Below are 20,286 nucleotides of genomic sequence, written 5' to 3'. Positions count from 1 at the left end.
AATGAAGGTATTCGTTGTCAGCGCAACCCCGGAGCCGAACTCATTCGTCGCATCCATGGCGAAGGCTTCCGTCGATGTCATGCGTGGCCTTGGCCATGACGTGGTTCACTCCGATCTTTACGCCATGGGCTGGAACCCGGTCGCCAGCGCCGCCGACTTCGATACCCGTCGCAACCCGGAATATCTGACCTATGCGCTTGAGCAGCGCCATAATGTTGAAGCAGGTTCCCTTGCGCCGGATATTCGCGCCGAACTGGACAAGTTGCAGGATGCCGATCTGCTTATCTTCAACTTCCCCGTCTACTGGTTCTCAACACCGGCAATCCTGAAAGGATGGATCGACCGCGTCCTCGTATCCGGTCTTTGTTACGGCGGGCGCAGGATCTATAATGCGGGCGGCATGGTCGGCAAACGCGCCTTTGTCGGCCTCACTCTGGGCGGTCGCGAAGATATGTTCGGGGAAGGGGCCATTCATGGTCCCATCAAGCAATTGCTGCGTCCCGTTTTGCAAGGCACACTTGCCTATGTGGGCTACGAGGTCCTTGAACCGTTCATCGGCTGGCACATCCCGTATCTCAAGCCGGAAGAGCGCGAAGCAATCATGGACCGCTATATCGAAAGCCTGAAGACACTCGATCTTCGCCCCGCGCTGGTCATGCCTTCCCTGGAAAATTTCAATGCGGACATGAGTCCGAAAAATATGGATCATGAAAGATAGCCATCATCGCTTCTGGATCGATAGCTCCTGGATCGATTCCGTTGTCGTGGCGGCCAAGGCGGTTGAGGTGTCCCCGAATTTGGACCAGAGAGAGCTGGGAATTCCCACAGGCGTCGATCAGAAACGATAACCGATCCGAATCCCGGCTGCCTCCGCGCCGTTATTCTCCTTGCAGAGGTTCGCGTTCGAGAAGTGATCGGCGTAAAGCTGCGCAGTCCAGTTCTCGTCGAAGTCATAGCCAAGGCCGGCTCTGAGATGAACAAGCACACGGCACCCCACGGCTTTGTAACCGTCCGGATCGTGCAGTTCTTTCGCGGTTGTCACCGCGGCGCCAACGCTTGCGGTGAAATAAAGCTTTCTGTAGAGGCGGAAATCCCAGTTCAAACCGCCATACACAAAATGGATGGGATCGTCCGCTAGAGCGGTTCCTGTTTAAATGGAATCGCTGGAGCCGCTCTATCTATTTGTTTTTACGCATTTCCGGGCGCAAAACCGGTTTCCACTTTTGCTGGAAATGCTCTATAGCCGCGTCGAAACCGATATACGGCCGGGGTGATCCTATAGAACTCAGAAAATCCGGCGATGCGAATAAGAACTCGCCATTGACGACTGCGCCATCGTAGTCTTTGCTGGAAAATGCACCCGTGTCATACGAGAGCAGGCCGAAACGAATTTCATTGAAATCGGAGTGTATCCCCGTTTCACCAAAGTAACCGCCAATCTTTGGCGTATCGTCAGCGGCGAAAGAAGTCGTGGGGTTAAAAACGCATACAAAAAGAGAACGCAGCACTCTTTGCGGCTGTCAGGCGCAAGAGGTTGTTCATGTGAAAGTTCCTCAGAATCAATTCATCGCAAGGATGATCGCAGAATTCTAAATAACGTAAACATAAAATATCGCGGTGGCGTTGCGTGATAGAACCCCTGTGGAACGGCGGGTATGTTGATTTCCGGGAAAGGCCGCGTCATAGAGCCTTTGGCACAATCCAACACGAGACAGATAACGCCAGGATCATTATAAGATTTTTATGTCTGGTCATGATCGAAACTGGTGCGAGGCGTAAATGGTTATACGAAGCAGGATGACAGGATGACTCTTGAACGATTGCGGGTCGTCCTTTTTTTCAATGGGGTGTTCATCCTTGCTGTTTCGATTGCCATGCTCGTTCCAGCGCTGATCGACTTCTCGTTTTCGAATTTTTCGGACGCAGCCATTTTTCTGAGAACCGCTTTTATAACCGGCGGTCTCGCATTGCTGCTGACCGTTGGTTTCCGGCCGAAGCTGGCGAGCCTGAATGATCGCAGAACCGGCCTTTTGATCACCGTAAGCGCATGGCTTTCGGTTTCGGTCGTCGGCGCATTGCCGCTTTATAGCTCGTTTCTGAATCTCAGCTGGACGGACGCTTTTTTCGAGGCGACATCCGCGCTGACCACAACCGGATCGACCATCCTTACAGGTCTTGACGATATGCCCAAGGGCATTCTTCTGTGGCGTTCCATTCTGCAGTGGCTCGGCGGCATTGGCATCATTGTCATGGCGCTCAGCGTGTTGCCCGCGCTCGGCGTTGGCGGAATGCAACTCTTTCGCTCTGAGTCGTCCGACATTTCCGAAAAGCCGTTTCCCAAAGTGCGGCAGCTTTCACGGAATATTCTTATCGTCTATCTGACTTTGACCCTTGCCTGCGCTGTGGCGCTCGGAATGGCCGGCATGTCGACGTTCGACGCTATCAATCATGCCATGACCACCATTGCGACCGGGGGGCTTTCGACAAGGGATGCATCGATTGGTTTCTATAACTCGCTGCCGATTGAACTGGTTACCATTGTTTTCATGATAGCAGGCGCATTGCCGCTGGCGTTCTATGCCGTGGTGCTGATGAGCCGGGGACAACGGCGGACGATCGAGGGGCAGATAAAGCCGTTCCTCTCGATTCTTGCTGCGGCAGTCTTTGCATGTATGCTCTGGAATGTGTCGCAAGGCATGGACGCGGGCGAGGCTTTGCGAAAGTCGGCCTTCAATGTTACGTCGATCCTGACGGATACCGGGTTTGCCACAGACGATTTTTCTGCCTGGGGAAGCTTTGCGGTTGGCCTGTTTTTCATGCTGTTTCTGGTCGGCGGGTGCGCCGGCTCAACGGCTGGCGCAATAAAGATTTTCCGCTGGCAGGTGCTTTTCGGAAGCGCTAACCGCTCGCTGAAACTTGTCCTTTATCCAAGCGTGGCGATGTCGGTTCAGCTAAACCGCAAGTCGGTGAGCGATGTTGCCATCAGCAATGTCCGTGGCTTCTTTTTTCTATATCTCATGACGCTGCTGGTCATGTCGCTGCTGGTAACGGCAACGGGCCTGGATTATCTTTCGGCGATATCCTCGGTGGCTCAGGCCATGGCTAATGCCGGGCCGGGCCTGGGTCCGGTTGTCGGTCCCGCAACCAATTTTGCCTCCATACCGGAAACGGCAAAATGGCTGATTGCCCTGTCGATGATAATGGGTCGTCTCGAACTGGTGACGTTCTTTATCGTCCTCCAGCCCTGGTTCTGGCAACGTTAGAGATTTGGAGTAGCAACAGGCTGCCTGGATTGTAGCGCCGACAGGATCGATATCCCGGCGCCTATTGGGCGCATGGGTACCGCGTTCCTTCGAATTCATCGGAATGTCGGTCGAGAAGGATGCTTTTAACATCGATAGTAATGTCTGAAACATCAATATAGATACTAAGAATATCATTTCCGCTTGGATTTCGAGCCTTTCGCATTTACATTACGCTGATGACCCAACGTTATAAGCTTCATCAGCAGCCCGACGGGATGTGGACCGTCTTCGATACCCAGAACAACCGCCCGGCTGAGATGGGTAGTCGCACCATCGTGGGAATGAACAATCAGGATGCCCAGGAATTGGTCGATCTCCTCAACAGGCTGAACGCTCAACGTGAGAAGACAGAGTCGTAAGCGTCAGAGACTGTAACGGTGCTGTGCCTGAGAGCCTGTTCTAAAAGTACACTGCGCTCCGGTATTCGAAAATCACCTTTTGCACACTCATGCCGCATTTTGATTCAGGATTTAACGATGGTAATTCCATTATATTATTTATATTGTTGTAATTTACACTTATATAATTTTCAACAGCATCAATGCATGTGAATATAATCATTATTTTATCTATTTATGTTTATATAGTTATTGTTAATACTTGAATTTGAATGTTGAAATGAATGGTGGATGTCGCGCGGTGAGCGGCCAGGTTGATGTGTTGGAAATCAATTTCAATATGTGGTACCGTATTATTCACTGTTCATAAGGTGACTTTATCATGATTACAGCTGCGCAGATGCGTGCTGCTCGAGCTCTGGTGGGACTCGACCAGCGCCAACTGGCGGAAATGGCTGGAGTATCCGTGCCAACCATACAGCGCATGGAAGCCAGCGAGGGCAATGTGCGCGGTGTCGTTGAATCGTTGGTCCGGGTAATCGAAGCTCTCGACAGGGCAGGCGTTGAGTTGATCGCGGAAGGCGCGAGCAGCAATATTGGCGGTCGGGGAGTCCGCTTAAAACCTCTCATATTTAAATCGGACTGAATAATAACCGCGACGGCATCTGCCGACCTCAAGCCGACGATGCCGCCGCTCTTTGTCAAGAGATGCGGCATTCATGACGACCCATACATTGGACCATACCGTCGGAAACAGGTTTCTCGAACTCTATACACCCAAGCTTGTGACTGTTTTGCGTGAGCGTTACACGCTCGCCAATTTCAAGGCCGACGTTCTGGCTGGCTTGACGGTGGCTATCGTCGCCCTGCCGCTTTCGATGGCCATCGCCATTGCTTCAGGCGCCAGCCCGGCACAGGGACTTTATACCGCAATCGTTGGAGGGTTTCTCGTTTCCGCTCTCGGTGGCTCCCGGTTCCAGATCGGAGGGCCTGCGGGCGCATTCATCGTGCTTGTCGCCGCAACAGCGGCACAACACGGTTTGGACGGTTTGATACTCGCGACAATGCTTTCCGGTGTCATGCTGATGGCGGCCGGTTTGCTTCGGTTCGGAACGTTTATCAAGTTCATCCCCTTTCCGGTGACCGTCGGGTTCACCGCAGGGATCGCGATCATTATCTTTGCCAGTCAACTCAAAGAGTTATTCGGCCTGGCTATTGAACACGAACCCGGAGAACTGCTGAAAAAAATTCCAGCCCTATGGCAGGTACGGGATTCGTTTACGCCGGCCGCCCTTATGGTCTCGGCTGGTACGGTGGCGATTATCTTCGGTTTGAAGAAACTGCGGCCCCATTGGCCGGGGATGCTGATTGCGGTCAGCGCTGCCTCTCTTGTCACCGCGTTCCTCGCTCTTCCTATCGCAACCATAGGCTCCCGGTTCGGCGGCATACCTTCAAGTCTGCCTGCGCCTCATCTCCCCGATTGGTCTATGAGTAAAATTCTGGCGGTTCTTCCGTCGGCGGCGGCATTCACTCTCCTTGGAGCTATCGAATCCCTGTTGTCGGCTGTCGTCGCTGACGGCATGACAGGGCGTCGGCATCGCTCGAACTGTGAACTCGTGGCACAAGGCGTCGCCAATATCGGGTCATCTTTGTTCGGCGGCTTCTGTGTAACGGGAACGATCGCTCGTACCGCGACCAACATACGTTCAGGCGCTCACGGTCCCGTGGCAGGTATGATGCACTCGATTTTTCTGCTCGTTTTCATGCTGATCGCAGCTCCCATGGCTTCCTATATCCCGCTTGCCGCGTTGGCCGGGGTGCTGGCGGTTGTCGCCTGGAACATGGTCGAGAAGCACGCCATTGCCGTTCTATGGCGGTCGGGATTGGGAGAGAGCGTCGTGCTGGCCGTTACATTTCTACTCACGGTTTTCCGCGATCTCACCGAAGCGATCGTGATCGGTTTTGCGTTGGGGTCGGTATTGTTCATACAACGGATGAGCCGCGCCACGACGATTCAGACACATCAACCCTTCGTTACGCGTGATATTCCTGACCGTGAAAGCCCGAGAGCGGATTACGACGAGACGCAAGGTGCGGACCCGGATGTCATCATATATCGAATTACCGGAGCTTTGTTCTTCGGTGCAGCGGCATCGATCGGGTCCATCCTGGACCGTATCTCCGACACGTATAAAGTCCTCGTGATCGACTTTGAAGGAGTACCGTTTCTCGACTCGACCGGAGCCAATATGATCGAGGGGCTTGTTCACAAAGCCCATCGAAAAGGTATTCAGGTCTGGTTAACGGGAGGCGACAAGAATGTCCGTCGAATGTTGCTGAGGCACGGAGTGCGGCGTCCATTCAGTCGTCATGCACCCTCTGTCGCTGAAGCGCTTGATCGTCAAGGGCGGCTTACGGGAGCTGACCCGAGCCTGTAGGCCGCCGTTCAATCGGCGGTTTTCCGTTGCAGACTGGGCTTTCGATCGAGGCCGCGTTCGTACCATCCTTTGGAGCGATTGACGATCCACACGACGGTGAGCATGACCGGCACTTCGACGAGGACGCCGACAACGGTTGCAAGCGCCGCGCCTGAAGAAAAACCGAACAGGCTGATTGCCGCAGCCACTGCGAGTTCGAAGAAATTCGAAGCGCCGATAAGCGCGGATGGACCGGCAACGCAGTGCTGCTCGCCGGAAATCCTGTTCAGGATATAAGCGAGTCCCGATGTGGAATAGACCTGAATGAGGATCGGGACGGCCAGCATCGCAATGATCAGCGGCTGCTTGATGATCTGTTCACCCTGAAAGCCGAAAAGGAGGATGAGCGTGGCGAGAAGTGCGGCCAGCGAAAGCGGCTGCACCATCTTCAGCAGGGCATCGAAAGACCGCTGGCCACCACGGGCGAGGATGCTCCGCCGGATGATTTGCGCAATAATCACAGGTACGACGATGTAAAGCGCGACCGAGAGGATAAGCGTATTCCACGGTACGGTGATGGCTGAGAGGCCGAGCAGAAGCCCGACGATCGGGGCGAATGCCACGACCATGATCGCATCGTTGAGCGCGACCTGCGACAGGGTGAAATGCGGTTCCCCCTTCGTCAGGTTGGACCAGACGAAAACCATTGCGGTACAAGGTGCCGCCGCGAGAATGATCAGGCCGGCAATGTATGAATCTATCTGGTCACCCGGCAAGTAGGGTCGAAAGAGCCAGCCGATGAACAGCCAGCCAAGAAGGGCCATCGAGAACGGTTTCACTGCCCAGTTGATGAACAGCGTGACGCCTATTCCCCGCCAGTGCCGGCCGACCTCATGAAGTGCGGCGAAGTCGATCTTGAGGAGCATCGGGATGATCATCAGCCATATGAGAACCGCCACGGGAATATTGACCCTGGCAACTTCAGCCGCGCCGATTGCATGGAAAATCGCTGGGAAGAAATGCCCCAGCGCAACACCTGCCACGATGCAGAGCGCGACCCAGACGGAAAGATATCGTTCGAATGTGGACATCAACGCTGCTCCATATCCGATTTGGTGCTGCCCTCCATGGAGCCGATCTCGGCCAGATGACCTTTAAGAGCCATGCGATCGATGGTGGCGAGAGGGAGATTGAGAAACGCCGATATCCGGTTCTTGAGAAAGCGGGCGGCTTGTGCAAAGGCTCGCTGTCTTTCCGCTTCGCTCCCTTCGGCTGCGGCAGGGTCTTCAATTCCCCAGTGAGCCGTCATCGGGTGACCGATCCAGACCGGGCAGGCCTCGCCGGCCGCATTGTCGCAGACCGTGAATATGAAATCCATCTGTGGGGCGTCGGGGCTGGAAAATACATCCCAGCTCTTCGATGTCAGGTTGTCGGTCGGATAACCGAGCGCTTCCAGTTCCCTGATAGCGAGCGGATGGACTTCGCCTTTTGGCTGACTTCCCGCCGACCAGCCACGAAAACGGCCTTCACCGTCCTTGTTGAGGATCGCTTCGCCCAAAATCGAGCGAGCAGAATTACCCGTGCACAGGAAGAGCACGTTATAGACCTTGCCAGTCATTCGTCAGTCCATTTCGAAAGGCCGAGGGCATCGGCCGGTTTGTCGTTACGTCGTCGCCTCTGCCTTGCAGCAGGGCGTCAAGCTCTTGATAAGCGGAGTGCAGAGTTCCGGGCTGCCGCCACAGCAGTCGTTGATCATGAAGAGGGCAAGCCCCCGAAACCGGTCGAGGTCCGCGCGGTAAATGATCGATCGGCTCTGGCGCTCGCCTCTCACGAGGCCGGCGCGGGACAGTGTCGCTAGATGCGCCGACATCGTATTTTGCGGGACGTCCAGTATGCGAGCTAATTCGCCCGCGGGGATGCCGTTCGGTTCATGTTTCACCAAAAGCCGAAACGTATCGAGTCTCGTGGCTTGGGCAAGGGCGGCAAGAGCCAATATTGCATCTTCATTATCCATATATCCAGAATAATAGATATATTGATTGTGTCAATAGCCAATTATACGTCTGACGAATTTGCTACTGTAGTGGTAGGCTTGGCATCAGTGTTTGATAAACGTCTCGACCCAGTCCGCAAACACAGCGCCGAATTTGGCCAGATAATCTCGTGTGCCGGTGTCGCTGACTTGGCCGTTGTCACCGACGATCCCTGCTGAATTACCAAGATACATTTCCGGCTGTGTCAGTTGTGGCATGTTAAGGAAGGTCAGGCTCTGCCTCAGATGATGATTGGCGCCAAAGCCCCCAATTGCTCCGATCGAAGTGGATATGATGCCGGCCGGCTTGCCATCGAATGAATTATGCCCGTAAGGACGGGACGCCACGTCTATGGCGTTCTTCAGCGCTCCCGGTACTGATCGATTGTATTCAGGCGTTACGAACAGGATGGCATCGCACGCCTTGATCTTTTCGCGGAAGGACGTCCAGTCCGCTGGCGGTGTGTCTTCCAGATCCTGATCGAAGAACGAAACACCCCTGATCTCGATAATCTCCAAGTCGAGCGTTTCAGGCGCGAGCTTAATAAACGCATTTGCGATTTTGCGACTAAAGGAACCCTTACGCAGACTTCCGATCAATACGCCGATTTTTCTGGGTGTTGCCATGAAACTCTCCTCCTTAGCCACAGGTGCGGAAATTTCCATAATGTACAGTGAGATGGGGCGTCGGCCAACAGCATTTGTCCGAATTGGTCCGCCTGACGTCTGTCATCCGTGACGACGATACAATCTCATTGGCAAATTCGAATCCCGGACAAATGCTGCAAAATCAACCGCAAAACGGCTTCTTCGGTTCCAGCTCGTTTCGGGAATTATGTAAGGAAATCAAATGGCTGGGGGACCTGGATTCGAACCAAGACTAACGGAGTCAGAGTCCGCTGTTCTACCCTTAAACTATCCCCCAGCAGGGATTTGCAAATGCCTTCATTTTTGTCGGCTTGCAAATGCGACAGAAGCATAACGCTCGTTCGCGGTGGCATCCATCTAGCGAACTCAAACCGCGAACGCAACCCCTTTCGTCGAAAAAAATTGCAGCGATTTCAGTTATCCAGCACTTGCCGATTTTTCAGTGTGAAAGGATGTTTCGACGCTGGAATTCATGTTTCCCGGCGCCGCTTAAAAAAAGCCCGGCCAGCGGAGGAGCGGCCGGGCAAGGGGCAGGCTGGCCGAGAGGGGGCTCGGCATGTGAAGGTGGCGCCTGCCAGATGTTCAGTCGGCGGGTCCCGGAAAGGTCTGATCCTCCCGGAACTGCGATGGTTTCTTCATCAGATATTGCGCGTGGTCTTGATCCGCAGGCGCATATCCGCGAGTTCGCCAAGTACGCGCGTCGGGTCCTCATGGCCGCGATAATGGACCGCCGTGTAGACGTCCTCGCGGCGCAGTCCGATGTCGCGCAACAGGTGGTCGTCAAATTCGCTGAGGTGCATCACCTGTCGCCTGCCGCCGGAGAGGGCCCAGCGACGCAATGCCGACGTGATTACAGCCTTCACCATTTGCGCGAAGCCGGAAACCTGTCCGCTCTTTGCCGGTAAGTGTGTCGTCGTGAACTTGCTGGTCGCTGTCATGTCCGCTCTCCTTTAATCAGCGGGTCTATGGGGTCCTCATCGTCAGGGTCATTCGCTTGCGCGGCTCCTTTTCCTTTACGATGGCAGCTTTATCCAACAATCGAATTGATTATTCCAGCGAATGTTTTTAATGTCATTCTTCAAAAATAATGATGAGTTGCATCGCCCGAAACCTAATTGAGTTTAGACCCTAATGAGTGCGCCTCTGGATCTCGATCAGTTGCAGACTTTCATCGCTATCGCCGATACCGGCAGTTTTACGCGCGCAGCCGATGCGGTGTTCAAAACCCAGTCGGCGGTCTCGATGCAGATGCGCAGGCTGGAGGAACGGATCGGCAAGCCGTTATTCGAACGCGACGGGCGGTCAAACCGTCTTACGGAAGATGGTGATCGGCTCCTGCTCTACGCGCGTCGTATGATGCAGCTCAATGGCGAGACAATTGCGGCGTTCGACGATACCCAACTGGAAGGTCATGTGCGCATCGGCACGCCGGACGATTATGCCGACCGGTTCCTGCCCGAAATCATGGCGCGGTTCGCCCGCTCCAATCCGCGCGTCGAACTCTCGGTGATCTGTGAGCCGACGGTCAATCTGGATGAGATGATCCGCAAGGGTACGCTGGATATTGCGCTCGTGACGCAGTGTGACGACAAGCGCCGCTCGGAGGTGGTGCGCACGGAGCCGCTTTTGTGGGTCGCATCCGCCAATCATGCGGTGCATGAAGAGGCGGTATTGCCGCTGGCTGTCGGCCGCCCGACCTGCATCTGGCGCCATGCCGCCATCGATGTGCTGGAATCGGCGCGGCGGGATTATCGCATCATCATCACCAGCTGGTCTGCAACGGTCCTGGCTGCGGCGGTGCTTTCGGGACTGGCCGTTTCGGTGCTGCCCGAATGTGCGCTGCGCCCCGGTATGCGGGTGCTTGGCGAAGCGGACGGTTTCGGGGCGCTGCCGGAATTCGGCATTGGCATCATGCGGGGCCACGCGAAGCAGAACGCCGTGGTGGATGCGCTTGCGCAGCATATTATCGAAAGCCTCGACAATATATCGTCGCCGCAGCCGGGAAGCATGGCTTCAGTGGAAATTTCACCGTTTCCGGCGGTTCGTACCAGGAGGGTGCGAGCCAACGAACTGCTGCCGGGCTGGTAAACAGAGCGTAATTCGTCGCACGGCTTCTTGACCGGCCGTGTCCGCTGGTTGCCTATGATGGGATGAGCATGGGTTCCGATTCGAATTTTATCGGCGTATCGTCGAATGTGGCCGAATACAGTGTGTCCGAGATTTCCGGCGCTTTGAAGCGCACGGTCGAGGATACATTCGGTCATGTGCGCGTGCGGGGAGAAATTTCCGGCTATCGCGGGCCGCATTCCTCGGGTCACGCTTATTTTGCGTTGAAAGACGACCGCGCACGCCTTGAGGCCGTGATCTGGCGCGGCTCGATGGGCCGTCTGCGCTTCCGCCCCGAAGAGGGCATGGAAGTCATCGCCACTGGCAAGCTCACGACCTATCCCGGCTCGTCGAAGTACCAGATCGTCATCGAGCAGATGGAGCCTGCGGGGACTGGTGCGTTGATGGCGCTTCTGGAAGAGCGCAAGAGACGGCTGGCGTCGGAAGGTCTGTTCGATCCGGCAGTCAAGCAACTCCTCCCTTTTATGCCGCGCGTGATCGGTGTGGTCACGTCTCCAACCGGTGCTGTCATTCGCGACATCATTCACCGCATTGCGGATCGTTTTCCGATCCATGTCATCGTCTGGCCGGTGAGGGTTCAGGGGGAGACGAGCGGAGCTGAAGTCGCGGCGGCGGTCGATGGGTTCAACGCTTTGCCTGAAAACGGTCCGATCCCGCGTCCTGATGTGCTGGTCGTGGCCAGAGGCGGCGGCAGTCTGGAAGATCTCTGGGGTTTCAACGACGAAATCGTCGTTCGTGCGGTTGCGGCTTCGCATATACCGGTCATTTCGGCGGTCGGTCACGAAACCGACTGGACATTGATCGACTTCGCCGCGGATGTCCGGGCGCCGACGCCCACGGGTGCCGCGGAAATGGCCGTGCCGGTGAAAGCCGATCTCATGGCCGCGCTTGCCGCACAGTCTGCCCGGCTTTCTTCTGCCATGTCGCGTTTTATCGACCTGAAGCGGCAGGCTCACCGCTCGGCTTCACGCGCGCTTCCATCAGCCGATCAGTTGCTGGCTTTACCGCGTCGGCGATTCGATGAGGCGGCATCGCGTCTTACACGCGCCCTGTTGGTCAACACACAAAAGAAACGTGTTCATTTCGAGGGTCATGCGCGGCAATTATCGTCGCGGCTTCTGCAACGGCGCTTTTCGGAAATGCAACGCGGCGTGTCCAATCTTGGCCAGCGTCTGCCGCGTGCGCTGGAAACATTCCTGCGCGAACGCCGTACAGCGTTGGCTCATCGCGCCAATCGGCTATCGGCCGATCCCATATTGCGACGGGTGAAACTCACCAGCGTCGCCATTGAGCAACTGGACCGCCGCCGCGATCAGGCCGTCCGCTTGACGATCGAACGGGCCAGGCGCGGGGGGCAGGAACTGGAGCGCCTCATGCGCACGCTTTCTTATGAAAGTGTACTGGATCGCGGTTTTGCCGTCGTGTTCGATACAGACGGCAAGCCGGTAAAGCAGGCCGCGTCCGTATCGACCGGCGATATGCTGTCTGTCCGCTTCAGGGATGGCGACATCGCTGTGGTGACGAAAGGGCCTGGCGGGGGCGATCCGGCGAAGCCTCAGCAAACGAAAAAAACTTCATCTCCCGGTCCCGGCAATCAGGGGTCGCTGTTCTAGAGCGGTTCCTGTTTTGACTGAATCGTTGGAACCGCTCCAACTATTTGTTTTTTCGCATTATCCCACGCAAAACCGCTTCGCACTTTTGCTGGAAATGCTCTAGGGGCTGTTAACCTTAAGTCCAAGCTCCGCGTTGCCGCTTTGCCACAGCCTTCCGGCAATTCGTTTTTTCCATAGAAAAGCGATCGCAGGCCGGAAGGCGTTTAGTTGCAGGTAACTTTTTTCGGGTGTAACTGAACGCCGTCTTCCGGGCAGCGACCGAGCGGGCGCGGCTGATGGCCACGCTTTCGGCTGGCGGCCCACTTGCGAATTCCATCCGGCCACCGTCGAAAGAGTTTCCGAATATGACCGCCAAGAATGCCGCTCTTCTCACCGTTCTGATGGTTTCCGCAATCGTCTTCATGGCGGTCGGCATCTTCACCGTCGACGCCGGTAGCAGCGCCATTTCCACCGACGGTTATGGTATTTCCAGCGCGCACTAATTCGCGCTAGTCGCTTCCATAAAACGCTTTTCCGGGCCGTCGATCACGATGGCCGAAAGCACGCCGCTTTTCCATGCATAGGTATCGAGATTGACCCTGTTGGGTTGAATGTCGATCAGGCCTTGCGGCGTGTGGCCATGGATTATGACCTTTCCGAAAGGTTCGGTCCATTTGAGGAAGGGCGTGCGTATCCAGATCAATTCTTCCGGGTCCTGCGCATCGAGCGGCAAGGCAGGATTGACCCCGGCATGACAGAAGAAAAAGTCTCCGAATGTCAGCCAGCACGGCATGGCGCGAATGAAGTCGACATGGCTCTGCGGCACCGTTTTGACGAATGCGTCAAACCCGTGTCTTGCTTTGGCAGGATCGGAAAAATCGAGCTCTATGCCGTAGGAGCGCGCTGTCTCCACGCCGCCATGCAAGGCGAATATGCCAGCGGTATCGCCCGTGGCGAGATAATGGAGAAAACCGTCGTCGTGATTGCCGAGCAATGAAATTATGTGCTCGTCCCGGCTGGATGCGTCGATCAGAAAGTCCAGAACACCCTTCGAGGCCGGACCGCGGTCAATATAATCCCCGAGATGAATAATCCGCCAGTCATGTGCGGGATGACGGTCGAGATCGGCGTTGATGAGGTCGTGCATTTCCAGCAGCAGATCGAGGCGTCCATGCACGTCGCCAATGGCATAAAGACGGGTCGTTTCCGGCCCGCTCGCATCCTTGAAAACCACGCCGCTCATTTGTCTTCGTCTTCCTTCGTATCATCGATCTTCGCGCCGGCCCGCTGGCGATAACGAAGGCGCGAGACGCGTTCACGTTCTGCATGAAGCTCGCGGTCATGGGTTGCCTGTTCGACAAAGCGCATGTGCTTGCGCACCGCCTCGCGCGCCGCTTGCGGATTGCCGGCCATCACGGCGTCGTAAATGGCGCGATGTTGCGACAGGAACATGTCGGCGACACCCGGATAGCTGTAAATGAGGCTGCGATTGTAGAAGACGCCGTCCTTCAGCAGTTGATAGCACGATCGCAAAGTATGCAAGAGCACGATATTGTGGGCTGCTTCGCCGATGGCATTGTGCAGTTCCACATCAAGATGGGCTTCCGTGTCGAAATCGCTGGCACCGTGGGCCTTTTCCATCGCGTTCATGATTTCGGTCAGAAGCGCCTTGTCGGCCGGGGTGGCGCGCAGGGCGGCATATTCCGCTGCAATGCTTTCGATTTCGCGACGGTATTCGAGGTAGTCCGCGGTCGCCTTTCGGTGGTCGGCGAAAAGCTTCACCACGGGCGCGCTGAAAACCTGTCCGATGACATCGGCGACGAAAGTTCCCTCGCCATGGCGGGAGATGAGGAGGCCCGCGTTTTCCAGTCTTTTCAGGGCGTCGCGCAATATCGGGCGGGAAATATCGAACTGACGCGCCAGTTCGCGCTCTCCGGGCAACCGGTCGCCTCCGCGCAGGACACCTTCCAGAATGAGCGTTTCGATCTGGTGTACGACATCGTCCGCGGTGCGGCTTGTCTGTATGCGGGAAAAAATCGTATCGGACATGCCGTTTGAAGCCCTCTCCATAATCGTGGCAGGGTAGCTCTTGGCCCGGAACCGGGCAACGGAATATATCGGGAAAGAAAGCCCGTACGACAATCGTGCGGGCTTTCTCATCGTTCGAATATCGGCCGGTCAGGCCTTCTTGCGCTTGCGCGTGGCGACGAGCACAAAGAGACCGGCAACGACGCCATACATTGCCCATTTGAATGGCAGTGCGTCAGCGGTTTCGCTGCGAATCGGAAGCACGGTCACGGTACCGGGGCGGCTTTCGACGCCGGACTTTCCTTCGGCTTTCGCCTGTTCGATCTGTTCGGGCGAGACGACCCATTCAGCACCGCGCGATTTGTCGTAGAACATGAAGCCGCAGCCGACGATAACGGCAACGACGATTGCTAGAATGAGGCGTGTGGGTGTGTTCATCATCTTTCCTCGTGGTCAGGACAACATGGGAGGATGCCATCCGATTCGTCTGAACGACGGGTTGTGGGTAACACAAGCGATTGAAAATCAAATGCTTGGCTGTTTTGGTGTGTCGTCATGCTAATTTAGCAAGCGCCGCTTCTTAGCCGACTACTCGGGGTCGGGCAAAGCAGGACCGACCTTGACGCTGGAATGCTATCCCCTGGGGATATCGTGGGCAGATGTGCCACTTTCCCAATAAGGAACGGGACCGTAAAGGTCGGCCAGATAGTCGATGAACAGCCGCACCTTGGCCGGAAGAAACTGTTTCGAGGGATAGACTGCGTGGATGGCGACATTGCGCGAGGCGGCATAGTCCGGCAGCACCTGTACGAGTTTACCTGCCGCAAGCTCCGGGCCGATGTCCCATGTAGACCTTTGTGCAATGCCGAGCCCGGCCAGAACGGCTTCGCGCACCATCTCGCTGGAATTGGTCTGGAGCGGGCCTGCGGGGCGGATGATCATGGGGCCTTTCGGCCCTTCCAGCCGCCACGGATCGTTATTGTGTGGCGTAAGGCAGATGTGATTTTGCAGGTCTTCGATGGTCTGTGGGGCTCCACGTTCGGCTATATAGCCGGGTGAGGCAACCAGAATGCGCCGTACGGGCGCCAGCCGTCGGGCTACGAGGGTCGAGTCGGAAAGTTCGGCGATACGGATAGCCAAATCATAGCCATCCCCCACGATGTCGACCATTTCGTCGGTCAATTGCATGTTGACCGTCAGATCGGCATTGGCGCGCATGAAAGGCACGAGATAGGGGGCGATGTGCATTCTCCCGAAAGTCGTGGGGGCTGAAATCTTCAGCGTGCCGCGCGCATCCGCCGAACGGCGGGCGACAAAGGCTTCCGCTTCCTCTATATTGGTGAGGATTGCCAGCACACGCTCATGATAGCCTTGGCCTGCTTCGGTAAGCGCGATCTGCCGGGTGGTGCGTTGAAGTAGTCTGGTGCCAAGCCGTTCTTCCAGTCGCCCGAGCCGCTTGGAGACCACAGCAGGCGAAAGACCGAGATCGCGTGCCGCAGCCGACATGCTGCCCGTTGCGACAACCCGTGCAAATATCTCCATATCCGCCAGACTGCTCATCATGATTGTGCTACTCCCGCCCTGTCGGGCACCTTGGAAATGCCCGGACTTTTAAGCATCTAGCCGAGCGCTGTGAGGCGAGGCAAGCAATTATGCCGCGGCGTGAAAACTGTTTAACCGGTCGCCAAACTGGTAAAATTATTTTACCACTTGACGAAGTGTATGTGGAATGCACTCTGCCGACAGGAATGTGGAGGAGACGATGAGCGGACTTATCATGCCGGAGCCGGACGCGTCCGTCATGCAGCGGCGCGCGCAGATCGTGGCTGATCTTGGCGCTATCGTGCCGGGTGAGGGGGTTGTCGATACGGTTAATGCGATGCGGGTATTCGAGACCGATGGTTTGACCGCTCACCGAACGTTGCCGCTGGTCGTGGTGCTGCCCGAAACGGTCGATCAGGTTTCAAAAGTTTTGCGTTATTGCCACGACAACGGCATTCGCGTCGTGCCGCGCGGGGCGGGCACATCGCTATCCGGTGGCTCCATGCCGTTGGCGGATGCGGTGCTGCTTGGCATGTCGCGCTTCAACCGTATTCTGGAAATCGATTATCCGAACCGTGTTGCAGTGGTGCAGCCGGGCGTGACCAATCTTGGCATCACCAAGGCCGTGGAGCATGAGGGATTTTATTACGCCCCAGATCCGTCGTCGCAGATCGCCTGCTCCATCGGCGGCAATGTGGCGGAAAATGCGGGCGGCGTGCATTGCCTCAAATACGGGCTCACCGCCAATAATGTGCTGGGTATCGAAATGGTGCTGATCACCGGCGAGGTGCTGCGGCTTGGCGGCAAGCATCTCGACAGCGAGGGCTACGATCTTCTGGGGCTGATGACCGGCTCGGAAGGCTTGTTGGGCGTCGTCACCGAAATCACGGTGCGCATCCTGCAAAAGCCGGAAACGGCACGCGCCGTCATGATCGGCTTTCCGTCGAGCGAACAGGCCGGTCAATGCGTGGCCGATATTATCGGAGCAGGCATTATTCCCGGTGGTATGGAAATGATGGACAGGCCAGCGATCAAGGCCGCCGAGGATTTCGTGCGCGTCGGCTATCCGCTCGATGTGGAGGCGCTGTTGATCGTCGAACTCGACGGCCCGCCGGTCGAGGTCGATTATCTGATCGGGCGCGTAGAGGAAATCGCACTGAAAAACGGTTCCACCACCTGTATCCTGTCGCAATCGGAAGAACAGAGGCTGGCCTTCTGGGCGGGGCGCAAGGCGGCATTCCCGGCGGTGGGGCGCATCTCGCCCGATTATCTGTGCATGGACGGTACGATCCCGCGAAAGGAACTGCCGCGTGTTCTGTCTGGTATGCGCGACCTGTCGGAAAAATACGGGCTGCGTGTCGCCAATGTGTTTCATGCGGGCGACGGCAATCTGCATCCCCTGATCCTCTACGATGCGAATAATCCGGGCGAACTGGAGGCTGCGGAGAATTTTGGCGCCGATATTCTGCGGCTTTGTGTGAAGGTTGGCGGTGTGCTGACCGGAGAACATGGTGTCGGGATCGAGAAACGCGACCTGATGCCGGAAATGTTCAATGAAACCGATCTCGACCAGCAGATGCGTGTCAAATGCGCGTTCGATGCCAATCATCTGCTTAATCCCGGCAAGGTGTTCCCGCAATTGCGCCGCTGCGCCGAGCTTGGCCGCATGCATGTGCATCGCGGCGAGCTGGCGTTCCCGGATTTGCCGAGGTTTTGACGATGAATGATAAAACAATATTGAAACCGCAGGATGAAGCGGGTGTATTGGAAGCGGTGCAGCGGGCGCTGGCAAATAGCGCGCCGCTGGAAATCATCGGCCATGGCTCCAAGCGTGGGATTGGACGTTCTGTCGAGGCGAAGCATGTACTGGATGTGTCGGGCCTGTCGGGCGTGACGCTTTATGAACCGGACGAGTTGGTGTTGACGGCAAAAGCCGGGACCCCCGTTGCCGAGATTGAAAAGCTTCTTGCTGACAATAACCAGTGTTTTCATTTCGAGCCGATGGATTATGGTCCGTTGCTCGGCGGAGATGTAGGGCGCGGTACGATCGGCGGTGTGTTGGCGGCCAATCTGTCCGGTCCGCGCCGCCTGAAGGCGGGTGCCGCCCGCGACCACATATTGGGTGTGCGTGTCGTGTCGGGCCGGGGCGAACTGTTCAAATCGGGCGGGCGCGTGGTGAAGAACGTGACCGGCTATGATCTCTCCAAGGGCATGGCCAATAGCTGGGGCACTCTGGGTGTGGCGACCGAAGTGACGTTCAAGGTTCTGCCAGCGCCAGAAACCGTGACGACGCTTGCCGTGCGCGGTCTGACCGACGAACAGGCGGCGCGTGTGATGGCGCTGGCCATGGGCTCGCGCGAGGAAGTCTCATCCGCTGCGCATCTGCCGCCGACCGTTGCCAATTGTTTTCTGGACGGAAAACTTGGCTGGGAAGCGACAACCCTGTTGCGGCTTGAAGGTTTTGCGCCGTCGGTAGAGGTGCGCAGCCGCCAGTTGCAGGCCTTGCTTGGCGGATCGGTCGATATGCTCGATGAAGCGCAGTCACGCCAGATCTGGCGCGAGGTGCGCGACGTCCTGCCTTATGCGAAGACGGGCGATGGTCGCGCAGTCTGGCGCGTGTCGATGACGCCGATGCAGGGTTGGCGCATGGTGGACGAGTTCCGCCGTCACGCGGGTGTCGATGCCTATTATGACTGGCAGGGTGGCCTGATCTGGATGCGAATGGAAGCCGAGCCGGAAGCGCAGGTCTTGCGCAATCTGATCGCCAAATATGGCGGTGGCCACGCAACGCTGGTGCGTGCGCCGGATGCCTTGCGCACTCACGTCGATGTGTTCGAGCCGCAGGCACCGGCGCTTGCCGCGCTCTCGCATCGATTGAAACAGCAATTCGACCCGGAGAATATCCTCAATCCGGGACGCATCTATCCATATCCGGCTGGAGCTTGAACCGATGCAAACCCATTTCAGCCCTGAACAGTTACGCGATCCGGGTGTCAGCGAAGCCGAAAAAATCCTGCGCAAATGCGTCCATTGCGGTTTCTGCACCGCCACCTGCCCGACTTATGTGACGCTGGGCAATGAGCTGGATAGTCCGCGAGGTCGCATTTATCTCATCAAGGATATGCTGGAAAACGGACGCCCGGCGGATGAGGAAATCGTGCGCCATGTGGATCGGTGCCTGTCGTGCCTGTCCTGCATGACGACTTGTCCGTCCGGCGTCAATTACATGCATCTGGTCGATCATGCCCGCGCGCATATCGAGAAGACGTATAAACGACCGTTCATGGATCGTTTTTTGCGCGGTGTGCTGGCGCGGATTCTGCCTTATCCGGGCCGGTTCCGCACGGCGTTGAAACTTGCAAAAATCGGAAAGCCGTTCGCGTCCTTCTTTCGCAACAGCCCGGCCTTGAAGCCGGTTGCCGCCATGTTGGACCTCAGTCCTCAACATTTGCCCGCGACGCCTTCCGCAGCCAATGCGATTCAGGGTGAAAAACGCGGCCGTGTGGCGATCCTTGGCGGTTGCGCGCAAGCCGTTCTCGATCCGGGTATCAATGCTGCAAGTTTGCGTCTTCTCAATCGCTTCGGGATCGAGGTGGTGACGCCAAAGGGCGAGGGCTGCTGCGGATCGCTGGTTCATCACATGGGTCGTGAGGAGGAAGCACTTGCGCAGGCGCGGCGCAATGTCGATGTCTGGACGCGCGAGATCGAGACGGGCGGTCTTGATGCGATTATCGTCACGGCTTCGGGCTGCGGCACGACCATCAAGGATTATGGTTATATGCTGCGCCTTGACCCTGCCTATAAGGACAAGGCCGCGCGCGTGTCTGAACTGGCGAAAGATGTGACCGAATATCTGGCCACTCTCGACTTGCCTGAGCCGGACGCACCGAAGGCGCTGACGGTCGCCTATCATTCGGCCTGTTCGATGCAGCATGGCCAGAAGATCACCCGCCAGCCGAAAGACCTGCTGGCCAAGGCCGGTTTCACGGTGAAGGAGCCGCTGGAAGGGCATTTGTGCTGTGGTTCGGCAGGCACCTACAATATCATGCAGCCGGAAATCGCTACAAAGTTGCGCGACCGCAAGGTGAAGAATATCGAGGCGACGGGGGCGGAACTGATCGCGACCGGCAATATCGGCTGCATGACCCAGATCTCGACAGGTAGTCGATTGCCCATCGTGCATACAGTGGAACTGATCGATTGGGCTTATGGCGGGCCGAAGCCGCAAGGCATCCAATGATGCGCTCAATCCGATAA

At 56.7% G+C, this 20,286-nt stretch carries 21 protein-coding genes and 1 tRNA gene; 10 read left to right on the top strand and 12 right to left on the bottom strand.

Annotated elements, in window-relative coordinates; all coding sequences use genetic code 11:
• The first annotated feature begins 1 nt into the window (after position 1).
• Positions 2-718 carry an NAD(P)H-dependent oxidoreductase gene (locus FHS76_RS04910; RefSeq protein ID WP_183648897.1) on the top strand — a complete coding sequence of 239 codons (717 nt, stop codon included), beginning with the start codon at positions 2-4 and terminating at the stop codon, positions 716-718.
• Between the two features lie 117 nt (positions 719-835).
• Here the strand turns inward: FHS76_RS04910 and FHS76_RS04905 are convergent, their stop codons facing one another.
• Together FHS76_RS04905 and FHS76_RS04900 are read right to left on the bottom strand one after the other, a co-directional pair.
• Positions 836-1,114, bottom strand: coding sequence for an acyloxyacyl hydrolase (locus tag FHS76_RS04905; RefSeq protein ID WP_183648895.1), 279 nt, complete (start codon positions 1,112-1,114; stop codon positions 836-838).
• Positions 1,115-1,178: 64 nt separating this feature from the next.
• Positions 1,179-1,508: a hypothetical protein gene (locus tag FHS76_RS04900; protein WP_183649348.1), complete on the bottom strand. Its 330-nt coding sequence runs from the start codon at positions 1,506-1,508 to the stop codon at positions 1,179-1,181.
• A 297-nt stretch (positions 1,509-1,805) separates the two neighbouring features.
• On the opposite strand from FHS76_RS04900, the gene FHS76_RS04895 reads away from it, so the two are divergent.
• The 3 genes from FHS76_RS04895 (at position 1,806) to FHS76_RS04885 (ending at position 6,081) form a co-directional block, all read left to right on the top strand.
• The gene (locus FHS76_RS04895; protein ID WP_183648893.1) at positions 1,806-3,263 is read left to right on the top strand and encodes a TrkH family potassium uptake protein; all 1,458 of its coding nucleotides are present in this window, start codon (positions 1,806-1,808) and stop codon (positions 3,261-3,263) included.
• Positions 3,264-4,025: 762 nt separating this feature from the next.
• A complete protein-coding gene (locus tag FHS76_RS04890; RefSeq protein ID WP_183648890.1) occupies positions 4,026-4,289 on the top strand; it encodes a helix-turn-helix domain-containing protein in 264 nt (87 codons plus the stop codon).
• Between the two features lie 73 nt (positions 4,290-4,362).
• Positions 4,363-6,081 (top strand): SulP family inorganic anion transporter, encoded by a 1,719-nt coding sequence (locus tag FHS76_RS04885; RefSeq protein WP_183648888.1) that lies wholly within the window; start codon positions 4,363-4,365, stop codon positions 6,079-6,081.
• An 8-nt stretch (positions 6,082-6,089) separates the two neighbouring features.
• On the opposite strand, the gene arsB is transcribed toward FHS76_RS04885, so the two are convergent.
• From arsB to FHS76_RS04855, 6 genes are all read right to left on the bottom strand, one after another.
• Entirely contained in the window at positions 6,090-7,151 is a 1,062-nt protein-coding gene (gene arsB, locus FHS76_RS04880; RefSeq protein ID WP_183648886.1) for an ACR3 family arsenite efflux transporter, read from the bottom strand.
• Positions 7,151-7,678, bottom strand: a complete 528-nt coding sequence (locus tag FHS76_RS04875; RefSeq protein ID WP_183648883.1) for an arsenate reductase ArsC — start codon at positions 7,676-7,678, stop codon at positions 7,151-7,153. Before FHS76_RS04875 ends, arsB begins: the two co-directional genes overlap by 1 nt.
• Before the next feature lie 45 nt (positions 7,679-7,723).
• Positions 7,724-8,074, bottom strand: coding sequence for an ArsR/SmtB family transcription factor (locus FHS76_RS04870; RefSeq protein WP_183648880.1), 351 nt, complete (start codon positions 8,072-8,074; stop codon positions 7,724-7,726).
• An 84-nt stretch (positions 8,075-8,158) separates the two neighbouring features.
• A complete protein-coding gene (locus FHS76_RS04865) occupies positions 8,159-8,719 on the bottom strand; it encodes an NADPH-dependent FMN reductase (protein WP_183648876.1) in 561 nt (186 codons plus the stop codon).
• A 224-nt stretch (positions 8,720-8,943) separates the two neighbouring features.
• Positions 8,944-9,017: transfer RNA gene (locus FHS76_RS04860), tRNA-Gln, on the bottom strand.
• A gap of 361 nt (positions 9,018-9,378) precedes the next feature.
• Positions 9,379-9,678 (bottom strand): DUF1127 domain-containing protein, encoded by a 300-nt coding sequence (locus FHS76_RS04855; RefSeq protein ID WP_183648873.1) that lies wholly within the window; start codon positions 9,676-9,678, stop codon positions 9,379-9,381.
• Positions 9,679-9,871: 193 nt separating this feature from the next.
• On the opposite strand from FHS76_RS04855, the gene FHS76_RS04850 reads away from it, so the two are divergent.
• The 3 genes from FHS76_RS04850 to FHS76_RS04840 all read left to right on the top strand — a co-directional run bounded on the left by FHS76_RS04850 (position 9,872) and on the right by FHS76_RS04840 (position 12,962).
• Positions 9,872-10,828 (top strand): LysR substrate-binding domain-containing protein, encoded by a 957-nt coding sequence (locus FHS76_RS04850; protein ID WP_183648870.1) that lies wholly within the window; start codon positions 9,872-9,874, stop codon positions 10,826-10,828.
• Between the two features lie 68 nt (positions 10,829-10,896).
• Positions 10,897-12,480 carry an exodeoxyribonuclease VII large subunit gene (xseA, locus tag FHS76_RS04845; protein WP_183648867.1) on the top strand — a complete coding sequence of 528 codons (1,584 nt, stop codon included), beginning with the start codon at positions 10,897-10,899 and terminating at the stop codon, positions 12,478-12,480.
• A 275-nt stretch (positions 12,481-12,755) separates the two neighbouring features.
• The gene (locus tag FHS76_RS04840; protein ID WP_183649345.1) at positions 12,756-12,962 is read left to right on the top strand and encodes a hypothetical protein; all 207 of its coding nucleotides are present in this window, start codon (positions 12,756-12,758) and stop codon (positions 12,960-12,962) included.
• Here FHS76_RS04840 and FHS76_RS04835 read toward each other — a convergent pair.
• From FHS76_RS04835 to FHS76_RS04820, 4 genes are all read right to left on the bottom strand, one after another.
• On the bottom strand, positions 12,959-13,702 hold the full coding sequence (locus FHS76_RS04835) for a metallophosphoesterase (protein ID WP_183648864.1): 744 nt from the start codon (positions 13,700-13,702) through the stop codon (positions 12,959-12,961). The two genes, FHS76_RS04840 and FHS76_RS04835, sit on opposite strands and share 4 nt — an antisense overlap.
• Positions 13,699-14,508: an FCD domain-containing protein gene (locus FHS76_RS04830; RefSeq protein WP_183648861.1), complete on the bottom strand. Its 810-nt coding sequence runs from the start codon at positions 14,506-14,508 to the stop codon at positions 13,699-13,701. The genes FHS76_RS04835 and FHS76_RS04830 overlap by 4 nt, the downstream gene beginning before the upstream one ends.
• Positions 14,509-14,637: 129 nt before the next feature.
• Positions 14,638-14,925, bottom strand: a complete 288-nt coding sequence (locus FHS76_RS04825) for a hypothetical protein (RefSeq protein WP_183648858.1) — start codon at positions 14,923-14,925, stop codon at positions 14,638-14,640.
• A gap of 195 nt (positions 14,926-15,120) precedes the next feature.
• Positions 15,121-16,050 carry a LysR family transcriptional regulator gene (locus FHS76_RS04820; protein WP_183648855.1) on the bottom strand — a complete coding sequence of 310 codons (930 nt, stop codon included), beginning with the start codon at positions 16,048-16,050 and terminating at the stop codon, positions 15,121-15,123.
• Positions 16,051-16,249: 199 nt separating this feature from the next.
• On the opposite strand from FHS76_RS04820, the gene FHS76_RS04815 reads away from it, so the two are divergent.
• From FHS76_RS04815 to glcF, 3 genes are read left to right on the top strand one after another with little or no spacing between them, the layout of a single operon-like run.
• On the top strand, positions 16,250-17,746 hold the full coding sequence (locus tag FHS76_RS04815) for an FAD-linked oxidase C-terminal domain-containing protein (protein WP_183648852.1): 1,497 nt from the start codon (positions 16,250-16,252) through the stop codon (positions 17,744-17,746).
• Between the two features lie 2 nt (positions 17,747-17,748).
• Complete coding sequence (gene glcE / locus FHS76_RS04810) at positions 17,749-18,975, top strand: glycolate oxidase subunit GlcE (protein WP_183648850.1); 1,227 nt, start codon at positions 17,749-17,751, stop codon at positions 18,973-18,975.
• 4 nt (positions 18,976-18,979) lie between these two features.
• Positions 18,980-20,269, top strand: a complete 1,290-nt coding sequence (gene glcF, locus FHS76_RS04805; RefSeq protein ID WP_183648847.1) for a glycolate oxidase subunit GlcF — start codon at positions 18,980-18,982, stop codon at positions 20,267-20,269.
• Positions 20,270-20,286: the final 17 nt, after the last annotated feature.

This window comes from Brucella daejeonensis (genome assembly GCF_014199265.1).
GTDB classification, from domain to species: domain Bacteria; phylum Pseudomonadota; class Alphaproteobacteria; order Rhizobiales; family Rhizobiaceae; genus Brucella; species Brucella daejeonensis.
Note: the sequence above shows the minus strand (reverse complement) of the source record. Positions and strands in the feature narration are given on the sequence as shown.

Bases quoted from the DNA above. Each gene is read 5' to 3' on its own strand.
- FHS76_RS04910 (WP_183648897.1), top strand. From the start codon at position 2: ATGAAGGTATTCGTTGTCAGCGCAACCCCGGAGCCGAACTCATTCGTC.
- FHS76_RS04895 (WP_183648893.1), top strand. From the start codon at position 1,806: ATGACTCTTGAACGATTGCGGGTCGTCCTTTTTTTCAATGGGGTGTTC.
- FHS76_RS04890 (WP_183648890.1), top strand. From the start codon at position 4,026: ATGATTACAGCTGCGCAGATGCGTGCTGCTCGAGCTCTGGTGGGACTC.
- FHS76_RS04885 (WP_183648888.1), top strand. From the start codon at position 4,363: ATGACGACCCATACATTGGACCATACCGTCGGAAACAGGTTTCTCGAA.
- arsB (WP_183648886.1), bottom strand. From the start codon at position 7,151: ATGTCCACATTCGAACGATATCTTTCCGTCTGGGTCGCGCTCTGCATC.
- FHS76_RS04875 (WP_183648883.1), bottom strand. From the start codon at position 7,678: ATGACTGGCAAGGTCTATAACGTGCTCTTCCTGTGCACGGGTAATTCT.
- FHS76_RS04870 (WP_183648880.1), bottom strand. From the start codon at position 8,074: ATGGATAATGAAGATGCAATATTGGCTCTTGCCGCCCTTGCCCAAGCC.
- FHS76_RS04865 (WP_183648876.1), bottom strand. From the start codon at position 8,719: ATGGCAACACCCAGAAAAATCGGCGTATTGATCGGAAGTCTGCGTAAG.
- FHS76_RS04855 (WP_183648873.1), bottom strand. From the start codon at position 9,678: ATGACAGCGACCAGCAAGTTCACGACGACACACTTACCGGCAAAGAGC.
- FHS76_RS04850 (WP_183648870.1), top strand. From the start codon at position 9,872: ATGAGTGCGCCTCTGGATCTCGATCAGTTGCAGACTTTCATCGCTATC.
- xseA (WP_183648867.1), top strand. From the start codon at position 10,897: ATGGGTTCCGATTCGAATTTTATCGGCGTATCGTCGAATGTGGCCGAA.
- FHS76_RS04840 (WP_183649345.1), top strand. From the start codon at position 12,756: ATGGCCACGCTTTCGGCTGGCGGCCCACTTGCGAATTCCATCCGGCCA.
- FHS76_RS04835 (WP_183648864.1), bottom strand. From the start codon at position 13,702: ATGAGCGGCGTGGTTTTCAAGGATGCGAGCGGGCCGGAAACGACCCGT.
- FHS76_RS04830 (WP_183648861.1), bottom strand. From the start codon at position 14,508: ATGTCCGATACGATTTTTTCCCGCATACAGACAAGCCGCACCGCGGAC.
- FHS76_RS04825 (WP_183648858.1), bottom strand. From the start codon at position 14,925: ATGAACACACCCACACGCCTCATTCTAGCAATCGTCGTTGCCGTTATC.
- FHS76_RS04820 (WP_183648855.1), bottom strand. From the start codon at position 16,050: ATGATGAGCAGTCTGGCGGATATGGAGATATTTGCACGGGTTGTCGCA.
- FHS76_RS04815 (WP_183648852.1), top strand. From the start codon at position 16,250: ATGAGCGGACTTATCATGCCGGAGCCGGACGCGTCCGTCATGCAGCGG.
- glcE (WP_183648850.1), top strand. From the start codon at position 17,749: ATGAATGATAAAACAATATTGAAACCGCAGGATGAAGCGGGTGTATTG.
- glcF (WP_183648847.1), top strand. From the start codon at position 18,980: ATGCAAACCCATTTCAGCCCTGAACAGTTACGCGATCCGGGTGTCAGC.